Below are 15,449 nucleotides of genomic sequence, written 5' to 3'. Positions count from 1 at the left end.
TCAAGAAATGAAAGACCGAGTTTTTGCTGCAAACTTGGCTTTACCTGATGCGGGATTAGTCAAGCTTACTTGGGGAAATGTTAGTGAAATCAATCGTGAAGCTGGTTTGATTGTAATTAAACCTAGCGGAGTTCCTTATGATCAGATGAAGATTTGTGATATGGTGGTAACTGATTTAGATGGAAAAATACTAGAAGACGGATTGAAACCATCTTCTGATTTGGCAACTCACGTTGAATTATATAAAGCGTTTAACGAAATTAATTCAGTAGTACATACACATTCAAAAAATGCAGTGATGTGGGCGCAAGCAGGTCGAGGAATACCTGCATACGGCACTACTCATGCGGATACGTTTTACGGTGTTGTTCCTTGTACTCGTCAATTAACATCTGAGGAAGTTGCATCAGCTTATGAACTTGGAACAGGGAAGGTGATCGTAGAAACATTTAAAGAAAAAATAATTGATCCCTTAGCTGTTCCTGGAGTATTGGTGTATGGCCATGGTCCGTTTACATGGGGGGAAACGCCAAAAAAAGCTGTAGAAAACAGTATTGTTTTAGATGAGATCGCTGAGATGGCTTCTATGACGGAAGCCGTAAATCATGAAGTTCTCCCCATTCCTCAGTATCTCCTAGATAAGCATTATTTTAGAAAACATGGTGCAAATGCTTATTATGGACAAAAAGAAAAGTAAAATACGTTCGTTTAGATTGAGGTTGGGACAAAAGTGTTTAACTCCAAGAAATAAGAGGGGATTTACGAAAATTACTATTCAAATTGTTGTAAATTTCAATTTATTTTCGAATGATCCGCTTAAAATCTCGTCGTTTATTCGGATTAATTAAGGCTAGGGTATAACTCGTAGAGTTATGTTCTAGCTTTTTTTGCTTTTTTATTTGTGAAGTGCTTGAATTTAAATTCAGAATAGCTATACTAGAAAAATAACTTAAAAAAGAGAGAGGGAATGCATATGGGGGAGAAACAGTTAAAACGTGAAATTTCTTTATTTGGTGCTTTTTCAACAGTTATGGGTACAGTTATTGGTGCGGGCGTTTTTTTTAAAACTGCAAGTGTGGTAAGTTTTGCCAAATCGCCCAGTTTAACGATCTTTGCTTGGATATTAGGTGGTATTTTAACTTTATGCGCTGGTTTGACGAGTGCTGAGTTAGCTACAGCTATTCCAAAAACAGGAGGAGCTGTCAAATATATTGAATATACTTATGGAAAATTACCAGGTTTTTTACTTGGTTGGGCTCAAAGCGTGATTTATTTTCCAGCTAATATTGCGGCTTTATCAATTATTTTCGGTACACAATTTATTCACTTATTTCATTTATCTAATGGATTTCTTTTGCCGATAGCAATCGGAACGGGGTTAAGTGTAACGCTAATCAATTTATTAGGAACCAAAACAGCTTCGAATTTGCAATCATTCACATTAATTATTAAAATGATCCCAATTGCTTTAATTGTGTTGGTAGGATTATTTATGCCAGCAAATGTTGAAGTATCGCTATTTCCTATAAAGGCTGGTGGAGATGCTGGTTTTATCCAAGCACTTAGCGGTTCTTTACTTGCAACGATGTTTGCGTATGATGGTTGGCTGGGTGTTGGGGCTGTAGCAGGTGAAATGAAACGGCCAGAAAAAGATTTACCCAAAGCCATTTTTTTAGGATTGACATTTATTACAATTGTTTACGTTTTAATTAATTTTGTTTTCTTAAAAGCATTACCGATTGAACAACTTTCTGGAAATTTAAATGCTGCTTCAGATGCTTCAAATAAAATTTTTGGTCCTATTGGCGGTAAGTTAGTCACTATTGGAATTCTGATTTCAGTATATGGTGCGTTGAATGGTTACACGATGACAGGAATTCGTGTGCCTTATGCATTAGCATTGGAAGAAATGATTCCTTTTAGTCAACAATTTCAAAAACTGTCAAAACGTTATGTTGTCCCTTATATTGCAGGAATTTTTCAATTTAGTGTTGCAGTAATCATGATGTTTTTGGGAAGCTTTGATTTATTGACAGATATGTTGATTTTCGTTATGTGGCTTTTTAATTTATTGATTTTTTCTGCAGTATTGATTCTAAGAAAAAAAGAACCGGCGTTGAATCGTCCTTATAAAGTTCCTTTTTATCCTATAGTTCCGATCATTGCAATTGTTGGTGGTTTGTTTATTTTGATTACTACGTTGTTTACACAGACAATTTTAGCTAGTGTTGGGATTGGCATAACCTTGATTGGTATCCCTGTCTATCTGATAAATCAAAAAGTAGAAGCATCAAAAATCAAATGATTAGCATTTATTGTCAAAAATTTATCACTTTACACTAAGTTATTGAGAATATCTTCCCGATTTATTTGGTATAATTAGATTGATCTAAGTCTTTGTCGTTAGATAAAGCAGTGCTCTTGCTTAACCCTTTTAAGCAAGAGTTCCTTTTTCTCAAAAATTTTAATAAAATTGATAATTTCTGAAAGTTATTCTGGTCAATTTTTTAGTATAATAGATATATCAAAACGATAAACTATTTTGGGGAAGATAGTGCATCAGAACTCTTGATAAAGCTGTAAGTGTTGATTTTTGACACTTATAGCTTTATTTTGTTTTAAATAAGGATAAGAGAAGTAATATATAAATATTTTTTAGTCAGTAAAGAGGTTGAGACAGAAGCGTTTAACGCCAACCGTTTATCTGGATTCATTAAGTCTAGGATATAACTTGCAGAGTTATATCCTAGATTCTTTTTTTTCACCGACTTTGTATTTAACTGCGTATATTATTTTAAGGAGGGAAAAAGATGGATATAAAAGAACTTTCTCTGAGATTAATCGAATGGGGAATAAAGGAAAGTTTACAGGATATATATGTACTACCTAATAAGAATAGGGTACAGATATTTGCGAGAAAAGGAAAACAGCGAATTATTTTTGAAGAATTGAATGAAAATGAGGGGGAAAAATTAATTTTTCATTTTAAATTTATCGGTAGTATGGATGTCGGTGAAAGAAGAAAGTCACAGGTTGGAGCTGCAACTTATCCAACCAATCAGCAGGACATTCGGTTACGTTTATCAACAGTTGGTGATTTTAGGCAAAGAGAGAGTTTAGTCATTCGCTTTTTGCATATTTTTGGAAACAGCCAAGAGAACTATTTTTTGCCACAACAATTAACAAGTGTTAGAAGCCACGTCAAACGCCGTGGGTTACATTTGTTTTGTGGTCCTGTTGGATCAGGGAAAACTACGTTGATGTATAAGTTAGCAAAAGAGACAGATCAATTTCAACAAGTGATCACAATAGAAGATCCTGTTGAGATCGAAGAGGAATCATTTTTGCAACTGCAAACAAATACTAAAATCGATTTGACTTATGATGTGCTAATTAAAGCCTGCTTACGACATAGGCCGGATATTCTGATTATCGGAGAAATTCGTGATAGTCTTACTGCGCAAGCTGCAATCAGAGCAGCACTTACAGGGCATACAGTATTTGCTACGATTCACGCGAGAAGTATTGGCGGAGTATATGAACGGCTAGCTGAATTGGGTGTAGAGCAAAGAGAAATCGTTGAATGTTTAGCAGGGATTATTTATCAAAGATTATTACCCTTTAAGACTGCTAATCAAGAACAGATTAGTGGATTACTTATGGACTATGATTTTTCAAGAAAAAGGACTTCTAAGTGGTCAAAAGAATTAAGGAAGGTTTGGGCGTATGGATTTATCAATGATCAAACATTTGAGGATGAAAAAAAGGAATAAATTATCCAATCAACAACAACAATTGTTCATTCAATTACTTGCAGATTTATTAAGTAATGGTTTTACGATTCATGAAAGCTTGCTATTCATGAAGAAATCTCATTCGATTTCAAATTATACAATCGACTATTTGATTGAATTTATGGAACGTGGGGATTCGTTACACAGTGGTTTGGTGCATATTGGATTTAAGACGACAATTGTTACCCAAATTGAATTTGCTCAAACACATGGAGATATAGCAGGAACACTGAACAAAATCAAACAACATATGATAATTGTTGAGAAACATCAACAAAATTTCTATAAGGTTATCAGTTATCCTGTATTACTGCTCCTTTTTTTAACCGTTGTTTTGATCAGTATTCGTCAAGTATTGCTTCCTCAATTAATGTCAAATGGAACGGTTCAAGGAGAGAATATAGGAATTCAATTTATTAAGCAAAGTCCATACTACATACTGACCTGTTTGTTGAGTGTAATAATTATGCTTCTTTTTATACGTTGGTATTTGAGTAAAAAAGCTTACTTACAAAGAGCTGTATTTATATCTAAGCTACCATTGATAGGAAAACTTTACAGAGTATACATTTCAGCTTTCTTTGCACTTGAGTGGGGTAAGTTATTTTCTCAAGGGCTAGAAATTAAAATGATCATTCAATTGATGCAAGAGACAGATCAGCAATCTTTAATGAGTGAATTAGCTGCAAAAATCGAAGAGCAATCAATGTTAGGGGATACGTTTTATGAACAATTACCCAAATTCACTTTCTTTTCACCTGAGTTATCTTTGATTATTCAACAGGGGCAAGTTAAAGGGAATTTAGGAAAAGAGTTGATTTTGTATAGCGAACTTTGTTGGCAGCATTTCTTTAAGCGAATGGAAAAAATGATTCAATGGATTCAGCCAATTATATTTTTAGTTGTCGCATTATTAGTAGTTAGTATTTATGCAGCGATGCTGTTGCCGATTTATGGTGGAATGGAGGAATTTTTATGAAAGAGATAAAAAAACAAATAAATTATAAAGGATTTACCTTATTAGAAATGCTCGTCGTTTTATTGATCATTTCAGTGTTGATCTTATTGTTTGTGCCAAATCTTTCTAAGCATAAAGAAGGTGTAGATAAAAAAGGCAATGAGGCCATTGTCAAAATAGTAGAAACACAGATCGATCTTTACACTATGGAAAAAAATCAAACACCTACCCTGGAGCAACTGCTAAAAGAAGAGTATATTACACAAGAACAATATAACAAGTATCAGTCGAGTAAGTAATAATTATGAATATGAAAGGTTTTACTTTAATAGAGATCCTTGTCGTATTTCTGGTTTGTACCCTTTTTATGCTACTTCCAACGCTTGCTATAAATAAATGGAGACAGGTAGTAGAAGTGGATCAGTTTTTATCTTCTTTTGAAAAGAAAATGGTTTTTACTCAGCAAATGGCTGTTGTAAATGCAGTTGATACACAGATCATATTTTTGGAGAAAAACCAACACATCAACTTTTTGATTCCCAAAAATGAACAAATAGTAGAAGACGAAATACTAGAGATTCCAGCATCTTTAGAAATAAGTGGATCTGATAAACTTACATTCAAAAAAGGTTCTGGAAATATTAGCAAACTATCAAAGTTTTCTTTTTTATGGAAAGATAAAAAACAATTGATCGAATTCCAATTTCAACTAGGGAGTGGTCGCTATATTAAAAAAATCAAGCAATCCTAGAGGGTATATTTTACTCGAAAGTCTGATTGCGTTAGGTCTACTATGTTTAGTAACGGGAAGTTATATCGTATTAAATACACATTTATTAAAAAAAAATAAACAAGCAACCAATCAATTACAGCTTCATAGAATTTTATATGAAGAAATGAAACGTTATGAAAATCATGGTGGTCCGCAGATTAAAGAGGTACAGATAGAAAATAATAGCTATCAACTTCATTTTTATAAATCTGAAAATAAGTTAGCTGAGGTGGAGATTATCGGTGGAGATGAGAAAGTCACAATTAAAAAAGAGTAAGAGACAAAATCGATTCTTAGGCTTCACCTTGCTCGAATGTTTGCTTGCGTTATTACTATTATCGATTATCTGCATGCTTTTTTCAGCTTCGATTAAAAATGCGGCGATCGTGACAAATCATTTGAATAATGTAGGGGAAAAAGAATGGCAAATATTTTTGATCCAATTAGAAAATGAGCTGAAAAATTGTCATTACGAGAGAACGCAACCAAATAAAATCATTCTTAGAAATAAAAAAAATAATAAGCCAGTTTGGATTGAGCACAAATTAGACAAACTCGTAAAAGTAGACAATGGCGGTTATCAGCCACTTTTAATTGGAGTTAAACAAGCAGCTTTTATGGAGCAAGATAAAACGATCATAATAAAAGTAGCCTTCGAAAATAACTTGAATGTTGTGGCAAAATGGATCATTACACAGGAGCACGAACATGACTAAAAGATACAAAGGGGGCGTTTTATTTACTGCTTTACTGTTTGTCTTTTTATTTAGTTTCATTTTTACACTAGTTTTGGAAGATTTTCAGTTGACACAACGATTTACAAAAAAGACCAAGGAGTATTATATCGCCAAAACGATGGTAAGTATGTTTATTTCTGATGTTCGACAGGAAAAACAATCGCTTGCAAAACAAGGATATCAAAATTTTTCGACAGGTACGTTAAAGTATCGTTATGATCAAGTAACACTTAGTATTGTCGTTGAATTAAACCAAATGACCTATACATTTCAAGAAGCATATCAACAAGATAAAGAAGGGGGAAAATAAAATAGATGAAGTCATTGAATTAAAGGTCAAAAAAACTGTGAAATGTGTATCAAACTAATAATAGAAAAACTGATACAGAGAGGAATTTTAAAATGAAAATTCATTATTCTCATTTTATTATTTTTCTGAAATAAGGGTCGTTCATTGATTTGTAAATATTATATAGGAAATTGATTGATTATTGTCTGGTTTTTCGTTAAAATAGAACAGGTATGAAAATTGTTATATTATAGAAGGAAATTGAGGTGTTTCTTTTGTTCCCTGAGAAAATAGAAAAGGCTTTCGGATTAATGGAACAGGCCATCGGATTGCTTAAACGATCTTTAGATACTTCTTTCTTAGATGCTTATATTGAAAATGGTGAGAATATCATCGATACTTATCAAGTACGGGTACAAGATGGTGTTCCAAATGAACAAACTGTTCAAAAACTTAAAGCTATTTATGAACAACTGCAAGCAATCGAATTGGAACCAGAAGAGATCAGGCGTTTGTCTCAGTTGATTTTACTTAAAGGGAATAAAGTCGAGTCTTTACAAGCAAATCATCAACTAACGCCAGATAGTATCGGTTTCTTGTTTGTTTATTTGATCGAGCAACTTTATAGCCCGGAGCAATCACTAAAGATATTAGATATTGCAAATGGTATGGGAAATCTTCTTTTGACGATCATTCTAAATTTAAACATAGCGAAATATACAGTTCAAGGGTTTGGTGTAGATATCGATGATACCTTACTTTCTGTTTCAGCAACTAATAATGAGTGGACGAAGGCTGCGATTCAACTATTCCATCAAGATGGGTTACAGGACTTACTCGTTGATCCTGTCGATGTAGCAGTTAGTGATTTACCGATTGGTTATTATCCAAATGATGAAAAGGCAATAGATTTTGATTCAGCAGCAGAAGAAGGTCATAGTTATGCCCATCACTTATTGATGGAACAAGCAATGAAGTTTGTTAAACCTGATGGATTTGGATTGTTTTTGATACCTACTAATATTTTAGAGACCGAACAAAGTTCGTTTTTCAAAAATTGGTTACAAAAGAATGTCTATCTACAAGGAATGATCCAATTACCCGACGAGCTTTTCAAATCAGTTCAATCAAGTAAAAGTATTTTGTTTGTGCAAAATAAAGGTGATCATAGCAAACAAGTAAAAGAAGTACTTGTTGCAAAATTAGGTTCATTGAAAGATCCTGAAAAAGTAACACAATTTTTTCAACAATTTGAGGCTTGGAAGTCTTCAAATTTAAAATAAAACAACTGATAAAGAGGAGAATATTATGTCTAAAACAATTGCAATCAATGCTGGAAGTTCAAGTTTAAAATGGCAGTTATATCAAATGCCAAATGAAGAAGTTATCGCTAAAGGAATCGTTGAACGAATTGGCTTGAATGATTCGATTTTTACAATCAAATTTGGCAATGACGAGAAATATGAAGAAATCATCGATATTGATAACCATGATGTTGCGGTTAAAATGTTATTAGACAAATTAACTGAATTGAACATCTTAGCTTCTTTTGATGAAATTACAGGTGTTGGTCATCGTGTTGTTGCAGGTGGAGAAGACTTCAAAGATTCTGTTGTAATTGACGATGAAGTTTTAGCAAAAATCGAAAAATTAGCAGAACTTGCACCATTACACAATCCAGCAAATGCAATGGGAATCAAAGCATTCAAAAAAATCTTACCAGGTATTATTAGTGTTGCTGTGTTTGATACGTCTTTCCATACAACAATGCCAAAACACAATTTCTTATACAGTATTCCAACAGAGTATTATGAAAAATTTGCTGCCCGTAAATATGGTGCACACGGAACAAGCCATAAATTTGTTGCAGAACGTGCAGCTGAAATGTTGGGTCGTCCAATTGAAGAATTAAAAATCATTACTTGTCATTTGGGAAATGGCGCTTCAATCACAGCAGTTGATGGTGGTAAATCTGTTGATACATCAATGGGATTCACACCGCTTGCAGGTGTAACAATGGGAACTCGTTCTGGAGATATTGATCCTTCTTTACTCGCTTACCTAATGGAAAAACTTGAATTGACTGATATCAAAGACATGATTGATATTTTAAATAAAAAATCAGGGTTACTTGGTTTGACTGGCATTTCTAGTGACATGCGTGATTTAGAAGCAAACATGGATAAAGAAGCTGTTCAAGTAGCGTACGATATCTTTACAGATCGTATCCGTAAATACATTGGTAGTTACGTAACTGTTTTAAACGGTGTAGATGCAATTGTCTTTACTGCTGGAATCGGCGAAAATGATTCACACGTTCGTAGCGAAGTAATCAAAGGTATGACTTGGTTTGGTTGTGAGCTAGATGATGAGAAAAATAATGTTCGTGGAAAAGAGTCAGTAATTTCTACAGAAGACTCTAAGGTTAAAGTATTGTTGATTCCGACAGATGAAGAATTAATGATTGCACGCGATGTTGAACGTTTAAGAAAATAATAATCACAAAAAAGAAGCAACTCGATAAAATCGGGTTGCTTCTTAAATTTATTCAAAAATTATTCTTCGTCTTGTTGAACAGGAATTTTATTGTCTAAATCAGTTCTCACCACTAATACATCAGATGTTGCATTGCGAATAACATATTCTGAAACAGAACCAATAAACAATCGTTCAACAGCGTTCAGCCCTGTTGCACCTAACATGATCAAATCAACTTCGTGATCTTGAGGCAGCTGTTTTGCAATCAATGGTTTTGGAGAACCATATTCAATAATACTGGATACTTTTTCACAGCCGAGTTCTTTTGCTTGTTTTTTGTAACCTTCGAGTGTTTGTTTTGCCATTTCACTTGCTTGCTCAGCTAGTACACCATCAAAAGAAGAAACGGATTGGAATGCTCGTGTATCAATAACATGAGCTAATAGTAATTCTGCATTATTTCTCATAGCAACATTCATTGCTTTTTGAAAAGCTAATTCTGATTCAGATGATCCATCAACAGCAACCATGATTTTACGATAATTTTGTAACATTGTGACCACTCCTTTTCAAATAGTTGAAAACACATTGTTCTTAATAGTTTAATTGTAGAACAAAACAGTGAAAAAGGAAAATAAAAAAGAAGATACTATTATAGAATCTTCTTGGCAAACATTATACTGAATACAGCTGAAATCACAAGTAAACTAAAAATATAGAACAACGAAAAAAACTTTAAATTAAACATACCAACTAAAATTCCAATTGCAGCTAAGATTAAATAGAAAACACCAAACTGATGCAAAAATTGTTTATTTTCATCAGGTTCCCCATTGTGCATCAATGGCAAAAAAACAGTTGCTTTTTTTAATAAATAAATCCCAATAATCACTAATAACGCAACAGATGCAAAAATAAGTATGCGTACCATGCATTGCCCCTCCATCAAATAAAAAACAATTTGCTCTCCGCAAATTGTTCGATAATCTAAAAAAAATGGTAAAATCCGTCGATGCCGTTATTCGTCCTATAGTATTGAACCCGCAAACAAAGCAGGTGGGTTCCACGACTGACAGCTTTGAACTACCAAATGAAAAGGCATGTTACCAGCTTAGGTACCAGAAGGATCCCTAGATATCAATAAAATGTTCGGTCAACACACAAAAAAGACAACGCGTACATCACAGATTTACCATCTTTATAATAGCACAACATAGCGCAAACAGCAACGAGAGCGCTTGAAATTGGAAGTTATTTATTATCTAGTGTTTTTTCCTTTTTCCAGTCTTTGATTCGTTGGAATTGTTGATGTAAGGCTTGTTCATATTTGCCTGTATCGATGGGTTCATAATAATGTGCATTTTTTATTTTATCAGGAAGATACTGCTGATCGACCCAAGCATTTTCATAATTATGAGGATATTGGTAACCAATTCCACGGTTCAATTCTTTAGCACCGGAATAATGACTATCACGCAAATGATCAGGAACATCTCCAGCCTTTCCTTCACGGATGTCAGAGAGTGCAGCATCAATTGCACTGATGGCAGAATTGGATTTTGGTGACAGACAGAGGTCAATGACCACACTAGCCAGTGGAATACGAGCTTCAGGAAAACCAAGTTTTTCAGCTGCTTGAATAGCTGTTACTGTGCGAGCAGCAGCTGGCGGATTTCCTAAGCCAATATCTTCATAAGCGATCACCATTAAACGACGGCAAATGATTGGTAGGTCACCTGCTTCAACTAACCGTGCAAGATAATGAAGTGCTGCATCAACATCACTACCACGGATTGATTTTTGAAAGGCTGAAATCACATCATAATGGGCGTCACCATTTTTATCATGAGTAAGTGCTTTACGCTGTACACATTCTTCGATGATTGAAAGAGTGATCACAACTTCTTTTTCCTTATCCTCGGGAGTTGATTTTACAGCCAATTCTAGTCCATTCAAAGCACTGCGCAAGTCACCATTTGTTGCTCGAGATAGATGCTGTAGTGCTTTTTCTTCTAAAATTACTGGGAATTCTCCTAATCCGCGCTGTGAATCAGACAAAGCTACTTTAATCGCTTCTTGAATATCTAATTCAGTTAATGGCTTGACTTCAAAAATTTGTGTTCGACTTCTGATGGCTGGATTAATCGTAATATAGGGATTCTCAGTGGTTGCTCCAATCATAATGATCCGACCGCTCTCAAGATGAGGAAGCAGGAAATCTTGTTTTGTTTTATCCAAGCGATGAACTTCATCTAATAATAAAATCACTGTACCACTCATTTTAGCTTCTTCTGCGACAATTTGCAGATCTTTTTTTGTATCCGTTGCTGCATTCAGTAAGCGAAAAGCATAATTCGTCGAACCAGCAATTGCGCTGGCAATACTTGTTTTACCAGTACCAGGCGGACCATATAAGATCATGGAAGAAAGCATCTTGGCTTCCACCATCCGACGAATGATTTTCCCAGGACCAACAAGATGCTGTTGTCCAACGACTTCATCTAAATTACGTGGTCGCATACGATAGGCTAAAGGTTTTTGCATCGTTGAACCTCCTTAATATAAAAGCGTAGCGAGCTCGTTTAGCCTTGACAGAAAAATAGGAGAGTGGCGTTTTAAGCCGCAAGCCAATTTTATCTTTTTTCCGAAAGGCAAGCTTTCAAAGCCAGCTAAAAAATTCTTTATAGAGTGATTATACCACAAAGAACGTACGTTTGTATTTAAGCTTGTTTAGTCTATTAGAGTAGGAAGAAAATATGAATTTATCTTGCGAATCGTTTGTTATTTCAATGGATAATAGGCCTAGATTCGTGTATGATAGAAAGTGGTGAAAATAATGGATGATACGATAAATTTTTTTAATACACAGTCAACTGAAGAAATTGCTCAGTTTTTATTAGGGATGTATTTAGAGCATGAGACTGAATCTGGTACACTCGCAGGATATATTGTCGATACAGAAGCATATCTAGGACCGGAGGATGAAGCGGCTCATAGTTTTGGATTGAGAGATACGCCGCGTTTAAAAGCAATGTATGAAAAGCCAGGTACGATTTATTTATATACAATGCACACGCACTTGATTTTAAATATGGTAACGCAAGAAAAAGGGAAACCACAAGGGGTCATGATTCGGGCTGTCGAACCTATTAAAGGAATCGCAAAAATGGAAGAAAATCGCAAAGGACGCAATGGACTTGATTTGACTAATGGTCCAGGGAAACTTGTTGCAGCTCTTGGAATCAAGCGAGATTTATACGGTCAATCGATTTTTAATAGTTCATTGCGAATTGTTCCGGAAAAAAGAAAAATACCAAAGAAAATCATTGCACTTCCTCGAATTGGCATCCCAAATAAAGGCATCTGGACGGATTTACCTTTAAGATATGTGGTTTCAGGGAATCCCTACATTTCCAAGCAAAGAAGAAGTGATATCGATAAACAGGCTTTTGGCTGGAAGGAAGAAAATAGATGAAAAAAGATACTATGTTGACCTATTTAGATCAACAAATCACTAAAAAGATCACAGAATACGATGTAGCACTTGACTGGAATACCAGAAATCATTCCATCGAAGTAATTTTCCGTTTATTTGCAGAAAATAAGCTGAACGAACAAATCGATGATGCTACGGGGACGATCTCTGAAGAGGAGATCATTGAATTTGAAGACGGCGTTTTATTTTATAATCCTGAGAAATCTCCTGTGGATGAAAATGATTATTTAGCTGTTATTCCTTATGAAGGAAAAAAAGGAATCAAACAATCGGTATTAGATGGGTTTGTCGAATATTTAAACGAAGTGTTAGCAGAAGGTCAAAGTGATTTATTAGACTTTTTAACGGACGACGAGCAAGAAGTTTTTGAACTGAAATGGTCGAATGAAGACTTTGAAGTAGCAGTACAAAAGCATCAAAAAACAGCTGGCGATACCTATATCGCGTATCCAAGCTATTAAAAGAGGTGATAATATGAAGTGGACAGAAGTCAAAGTTGAAACAGCAAGTGAAGCAGTTGAAGCAATCTCAAACATTATGATGGAAGCTGGAGCAAGTGGTGTTGCAATCGAGGATTCTTTAGACGTAGAAAATTTTCAAAGTGATATTTATGGAGAATTACTGGATAAAGAGCAATTTACGCATATTAAAGAAGGTGCGTTGGTAATGGCGTATTTTCCTGAAACAACTTTTTTACCTGAAATTTTACCCTTTATCAAAGAAAGTATCACTCGCTTGCCGGAATTTGGACTGTCAATCGGTAAAAATGAAGTGAATGTGAGTGAAGTGGCAGAAAGTGATTGGGCAACTGCATGGAAAAAATATTATCATCCAGTTCGCGTGACTCGTTTTCTTACAATTGTACCAAGTTGGGAAAAATACGAACCACAAGATACAGTTGAAAAAATCATAACGTTAGATCCGGGAATGGCATTTGGTACAGGAACGCATCCTACAACACGTTTGACATTACAAGCTTTGGAAACCGTATTGCGAGGAGGCGAAACGCTTCTTGATGTTGGGACTGGTTCTGGTGTGTTGAGTATCGCTAGTAAATATTTAGGGGCAAAAGAAGTTTATGCCTATGACTTGGACGATGTAGCGGTGACCGCTGCCAAAGAAAATATGGATATGAATCCGATCGCAAGTGAAGTTCATGTTTCTGCAAATGATTTGCTAAAAGGAGTAACTATTGAAGCAGATGTGATCGTGGCAAATATTTTAGCGGATATCATTACATTGATGATCGAAGATGCTTGGCGTTTACTGAAAAATGAAGGAACGTTGATTGTTTCAGGTATCATACAGGAGAAAAAAGCCATGATCATTGAGAAAATGACTGAAATGGGTTTTCTTGTGGATCAAATTTTCCAACAAGGGGATTGGTACGCAATTATCTTAAAGAAAACAGAGGAAGAGTAAGATGCAACGTTACTTTCTGACTGAACCTTATGAAGCAAAAGAACGCTATACGATCAAAGATGAAAATTATCATCATATCGTTCGAGTGATGAGAATGGAGCCAGAGCAGCAAGTTTACTTAGCGTTTGGGGACCGCTTGGCTATTGTTGCTGAAATCACCGAAATCACAGAGGATGCTGTTTATTTAAAAGAAATTAGTAAAGAACAAGCAGAAAAAGAATTACCCGTCAATGTTACGATTGCTTGCGGTTATCCTAAAGGAGACAAGCTGGAGTGGGTGGTACAAAAAGGAACGGAACTTGGCAGTCATAAATTTATTGGATTTCCGGCTAAAGCATCTGTTGTAAAGTGGGACCATAAAAAGTTAGCAAAAAAAACGGAGCGTTTGAAGAAAATCGCAACCGAAGCGGCAGAGCAATCTCATCGGCAGTTTGCACCGGATATTGTATTATTAGAGAAAGAACAAGAGCTGATCGATGTTTTTTCAAGTTATGACAAAGTCTTGATTGCTTACGAAGAGTCTGCAAAAATTGGGGAGCGCAGTCGCTTTGCTACAGCACTTTCTGAATTATCTATTGGGGAATCAGTCTTGATTATTTTTGGTCCAGAAGGTGGCTTTTCACCAGCTGAAATAGAAACATTTCAGGAACATAGCGCTATTATTTGTGGCTTGGGTCCACGTATTTTACGTGCTGAAACGGCGCCAATGTATGTATTAAGTGCTATCAGTTATCAATTTGAATTAGTGTAAGGTTTAGGGGGTTATTTATGGAGTTAGAGTTACAAAGGCTTTCCATTATGGTAATGGATCAATCACTTACAGATCAACAGTTCACAGAGGAAATCCTTTTTTTGAAAGAATTTCCAGTTCGTTCAATTTTTGTTTTACCATATAATGTACCAAGAGCAAAACAATTATTAACAGGGACGATGATTCAAGTAGGCAGTTTCGTTGATTTTCCGCTAAGTGGTGGAACGTTAGCAAAAAAAGCATTTGAAACAGGGCAGTTATATCGAGATGGGGCATCGGATGTATTTGTGACTATGGTGCCAGAGCAGTTGAAAAGTTATGAGAATCATAGTTATCAAGCGTTAGAACAGCTGTCATTTGGGCGAAATGCTCTAGGTTTTTTCTTAGATAGTAGCCATTTAACGAATGATCAAAAGCAAGGCTTAACAATGAAAATTGCAGAGACAAGTATTAGTGCTATTTCTCTAGGCGTTGATTTGACGATGGAGCAAGCGATTTATGATATGAGTATTTTTAGAACTGTCAGAAAAAAACAAATGACATTTCAAGTAAATGTCAAAGCACCAACGTTACTTGAAATTGAACTTCTTTTCCAGGCAGGTGCGTCATATATAGGGATCAGTAACGGTCGGGAGATTTTACCTCTGATTTCAAAATGGAATTAAGATTTGAGTAATTGAAAATCTAGAAAAATGTTAGTATAATAAAAGATGCTGAAAGTGCTACTGTTTCAAGTGGTACTTTTCTTTTTT

19 protein-coding genes and 1 other RNA gene are annotated in these 15,449 nt (G+C 35.1%); 16 read left to right on the top strand and 4 right to left on the bottom strand.

The features are described from left to right. The first annotated feature begins 7 nt into the window (after positions 1-7). From IGI43_RS06050 to IGI43_RS06000, 11 genes are all read left to right on the top strand, one after another. Positions 8-697, top strand: a complete 690-nt coding sequence (locus IGI43_RS06050; RefSeq protein WP_438758822.1) for an L-ribulose-5-phosphate 4-epimerase — start codon at positions 8-10, stop codon at positions 695-697. Positions 698-973: 276 nt separating this feature from the next. Continuing rightward, positions 974-2,305 (top strand): APC family permease, encoded by a 1,332-nt coding sequence (locus tag IGI43_RS06045; protein WP_438756922.1) that lies wholly within the window; start codon positions 974-976, stop codon positions 2,303-2,305. 505 nt (positions 2,306-2,810) lie between these two features. Then, the gene (comGA, locus tag IGI43_RS06040) at positions 2,811-3,773 is read left to right on the top strand and encodes a competence type IV pilus ATPase ComGA (RefSeq protein WP_438756921.1); all 963 of its coding nucleotides are present in this window, start codon (positions 2,811-2,813) and stop codon (positions 3,771-3,773) included. Beyond that, entirely contained in the window at positions 3,727-4,773 is a 1,047-nt protein-coding gene (comGB, locus tag IGI43_RS06035) for a competence type IV pilus assembly protein ComGB (RefSeq protein ID WP_438756920.1), read from the top strand. Before comGA ends, comGB begins: the two co-directional genes overlap by 47 nt. A gap of 5 nt (positions 4,774-4,778) precedes the next feature. Beyond that, positions 4,779-5,051, top strand: coding sequence for a competence type IV pilus major pilin ComGC (gene comGC, locus IGI43_RS06030; protein ID WP_438758821.1), 273 nt, complete (start codon positions 4,779-4,781; stop codon positions 5,049-5,051). A gap of 5 nt (positions 5,052-5,056) precedes the next feature. Then, a complete protein-coding gene (gene comGD, locus IGI43_RS06025; protein WP_438756919.1) occupies positions 5,057-5,503 on the top strand; it encodes a competence type IV pilus minor pilin ComGD in 447 nt (148 codons plus the stop codon). Further along, entirely contained in the window at positions 5,469-5,801 is a 333-nt protein-coding gene (gene comGE / locus IGI43_RS06020) for a competence type IV pilus minor pilin ComGE (RefSeq protein WP_438756918.1), read from the top strand. Before comGD ends, comGE begins: the two co-directional genes overlap by 35 nt. Beyond that, positions 5,773-6,240 carry a competence type IV pilus minor pilin ComGF gene (gene comGF, locus IGI43_RS06015; protein ID WP_438758820.1) on the top strand — a complete coding sequence of 156 codons (468 nt, stop codon included), beginning with the start codon at positions 5,773-5,775 and terminating at the stop codon, positions 6,238-6,240. The genes comGE and comGF overlap by 29 nt, the downstream gene beginning before the upstream one ends. Continuing rightward, positions 6,233-6,571, top strand: a complete 339-nt coding sequence (gene comGG / locus IGI43_RS06010; protein ID WP_438756917.1) for a competence type IV pilus minor pilin ComGG — start codon at positions 6,233-6,235, stop codon at positions 6,569-6,571. Before comGF ends, comGG begins: the two co-directional genes overlap by 8 nt. A gap of 254 nt (positions 6,572-6,825) precedes the next feature. Beyond that, positions 6,826-7,833, top strand: coding sequence for a class I SAM-dependent methyltransferase (locus IGI43_RS06005; protein WP_438758819.1), 1,008 nt, complete (start codon positions 6,826-6,828; stop codon positions 7,831-7,833). Between the two features lie 25 nt (positions 7,834-7,858). Continuing rightward, positions 7,859-9,046 (top strand): acetate kinase, encoded by a 1,188-nt coding sequence (locus IGI43_RS06000; protein ID WP_438756916.1) that lies wholly within the window; start codon positions 7,859-7,861, stop codon positions 9,044-9,046. A 59-nt stretch (positions 9,047-9,105) separates the two neighbouring features. Here the strand turns inward: IGI43_RS06000 and IGI43_RS05995 are convergent, their stop codons facing one another. The 4 genes from IGI43_RS05995 to IGI43_RS05980 form a co-directional block, all read right to left on the bottom strand. After that, on the bottom strand, positions 9,106-9,582 hold the full coding sequence (locus tag IGI43_RS05995) for a universal stress protein (RefSeq protein ID WP_438756915.1): 477 nt from the start codon (positions 9,580-9,582) through the stop codon (positions 9,106-9,108). Positions 9,583-9,680: 98 nt separating this feature from the next. Then, entirely contained in the window at positions 9,681-9,959 is a 279-nt protein-coding gene (locus IGI43_RS05990) for a hypothetical protein (protein ID WP_438756914.1), read from the bottom strand. Between the two features lie 68 nt (positions 9,960-10,027). Continuing rightward, a non-coding RNA gene (ssrS, locus tag IGI43_RS05985) (6S RNA) lies at positions 10,028-10,221 on the bottom strand. 58 nt (positions 10,222-10,279) lie between these two features. Continuing rightward, positions 10,280-11,572, bottom strand: a complete 1,293-nt coding sequence (locus IGI43_RS05980; protein WP_438756913.1) for a replication-associated recombination protein A — start codon at positions 11,570-11,572, stop codon at positions 10,280-10,282. A 292-nt stretch (positions 11,573-11,864) separates the two neighbouring features. On the opposite strand from IGI43_RS05980, the gene IGI43_RS05975 reads away from it, so the two are divergent. The 5 genes from IGI43_RS05975 to IGI43_RS05955 are packed head-to-tail and all read left to right on the top strand — an operon-like array spanning position 11,865 to position 15,362. Then, the gene (locus IGI43_RS05975) at positions 11,865-12,503 is read left to right on the top strand and encodes a DNA-3-methyladenine glycosylase (RefSeq protein ID WP_438756912.1); all 639 of its coding nucleotides are present in this window, start codon (positions 11,865-11,867) and stop codon (positions 12,501-12,503) included. Then, the gene (locus IGI43_RS05970; protein WP_438756911.1) at positions 12,500-12,985 is read left to right on the top strand and encodes a DUF3013 family protein; all 486 of its coding nucleotides are present in this window, start codon (positions 12,500-12,502) and stop codon (positions 12,983-12,985) included. The genes IGI43_RS05975 and IGI43_RS05970 overlap by 4 nt, the downstream gene beginning before the upstream one ends. Positions 12,986-12,998: 13 nt before the next feature. Then, entirely contained in the window at positions 12,999-13,946 is a 948-nt protein-coding gene (prmA, locus tag IGI43_RS05965; protein WP_438756910.1) for a 50S ribosomal protein L11 methyltransferase, read from the top strand. Between the two features lies 1 nt (position 13,947). Next, positions 13,948-14,697 carry a 16S rRNA (uracil(1498)-N(3))-methyltransferase gene (locus IGI43_RS05960; RefSeq protein ID WP_438756909.1) on the top strand — a complete coding sequence of 250 codons (750 nt, stop codon included), beginning with the start codon at positions 13,948-13,950 and terminating at the stop codon, positions 14,695-14,697. A gap of 17 nt (positions 14,698-14,714) precedes the next feature. Continuing rightward, complete coding sequence (locus IGI43_RS05955; RefSeq protein WP_438756908.1) at positions 14,715-15,362, top strand: deoxyribose-phosphate aldolase; 648 nt, start codon at positions 14,715-14,717, stop codon at positions 15,360-15,362. Positions 15,363-15,449 lie beyond the last annotated feature (87 nt).

This window comes from Enterococcus sp. AZ126, assembly GCF_051714545.1.
Lineage (GTDB): Bacteria > Bacillota > Bacilli > Lactobacillales > Enterococcaceae > Enterococcus_L.
Note: the sequence above shows the minus strand (reverse complement) of the source record. Positions and strands in the feature narration are given on the sequence as shown.

Bases quoted from the DNA above. Each gene is read 5' to 3' on its own strand.
- IGI43_RS06050 (WP_438758822.1), top strand. From the start codon at position 8: ATGAAAGACCGAGTTTTTGCTGCAAACTTGGCTTTACCTGATGCGGGA.
- IGI43_RS06045 (WP_438756922.1), top strand. From the start codon at position 974: ATGGGGGAGAAACAGTTAAAACGTGAAATTTCTTTATTTGGTGCTTTT.
- comGA (WP_438756921.1), top strand. From the start codon at position 2,811: ATGGATATAAAAGAACTTTCTCTGAGATTAATCGAATGGGGAATAAAG.
- comGB (WP_438756920.1), top strand. From the start codon at position 3,727: ATGGATTTATCAATGATCAAACATTTGAGGATGAAAAAAAGGAATAAA.
- comGD (WP_438756919.1), top strand. From the start codon at position 5,057: ATGAATATGAAAGGTTTTACTTTAATAGAGATCCTTGTCGTATTTCTG.
- comGF (WP_438758820.1), top strand. From the start codon at position 5,773: ATGAGAAAGTCACAATTAAAAAAGAGTAAGAGACAAAATCGATTCTTA.
- comGG (WP_438756917.1), top strand. From the start codon at position 6,233: ATGACTAAAAGATACAAAGGGGGCGTTTTATTTACTGCTTTACTGTTT.
- IGI43_RS06000 (WP_438756916.1), top strand. From the start codon at position 7,859: ATGTCTAAAACAATTGCAATCAATGCTGGAAGTTCAAGTTTAAAATGG.
- IGI43_RS05995 (WP_438756915.1), bottom strand. From the start codon at position 9,582: ATGTTACAAAATTATCGTAAAATCATGGTTGCTGTTGATGGATCATCT.
- IGI43_RS05990 (WP_438756914.1), bottom strand. From the start codon at position 9,959: ATGGTACGCATACTTATTTTTGCATCTGTTGCGTTATTAGTGATTATT.
- IGI43_RS05980 (WP_438756913.1), bottom strand. From the start codon at position 11,572: ATGCAAAAACCTTTAGCCTATCGTATGCGACCACGTAATTTAGATGAA.
- IGI43_RS05975 (WP_438756912.1), top strand. From the start codon at position 11,865: ATGGATGATACGATAAATTTTTTTAATACACAGTCAACTGAAGAAATT.
- IGI43_RS05970 (WP_438756911.1), top strand. From the start codon at position 12,500: ATGAAAAAAGATACTATGTTGACCTATTTAGATCAACAAATCACTAAA.
- prmA (WP_438756910.1), top strand. From the start codon at position 12,999: ATGAAGTGGACAGAAGTCAAAGTTGAAACAGCAAGTGAAGCAGTTGAA.
- IGI43_RS05960 (WP_438756909.1), top strand. From the start codon at position 13,948: ATGCAACGTTACTTTCTGACTGAACCTTATGAAGCAAAAGAACGCTAT.
- IGI43_RS05955 (WP_438756908.1), top strand. From the start codon at position 14,715: ATGGAGTTAGAGTTACAAAGGCTTTCCATTATGGTAATGGATCAATCA.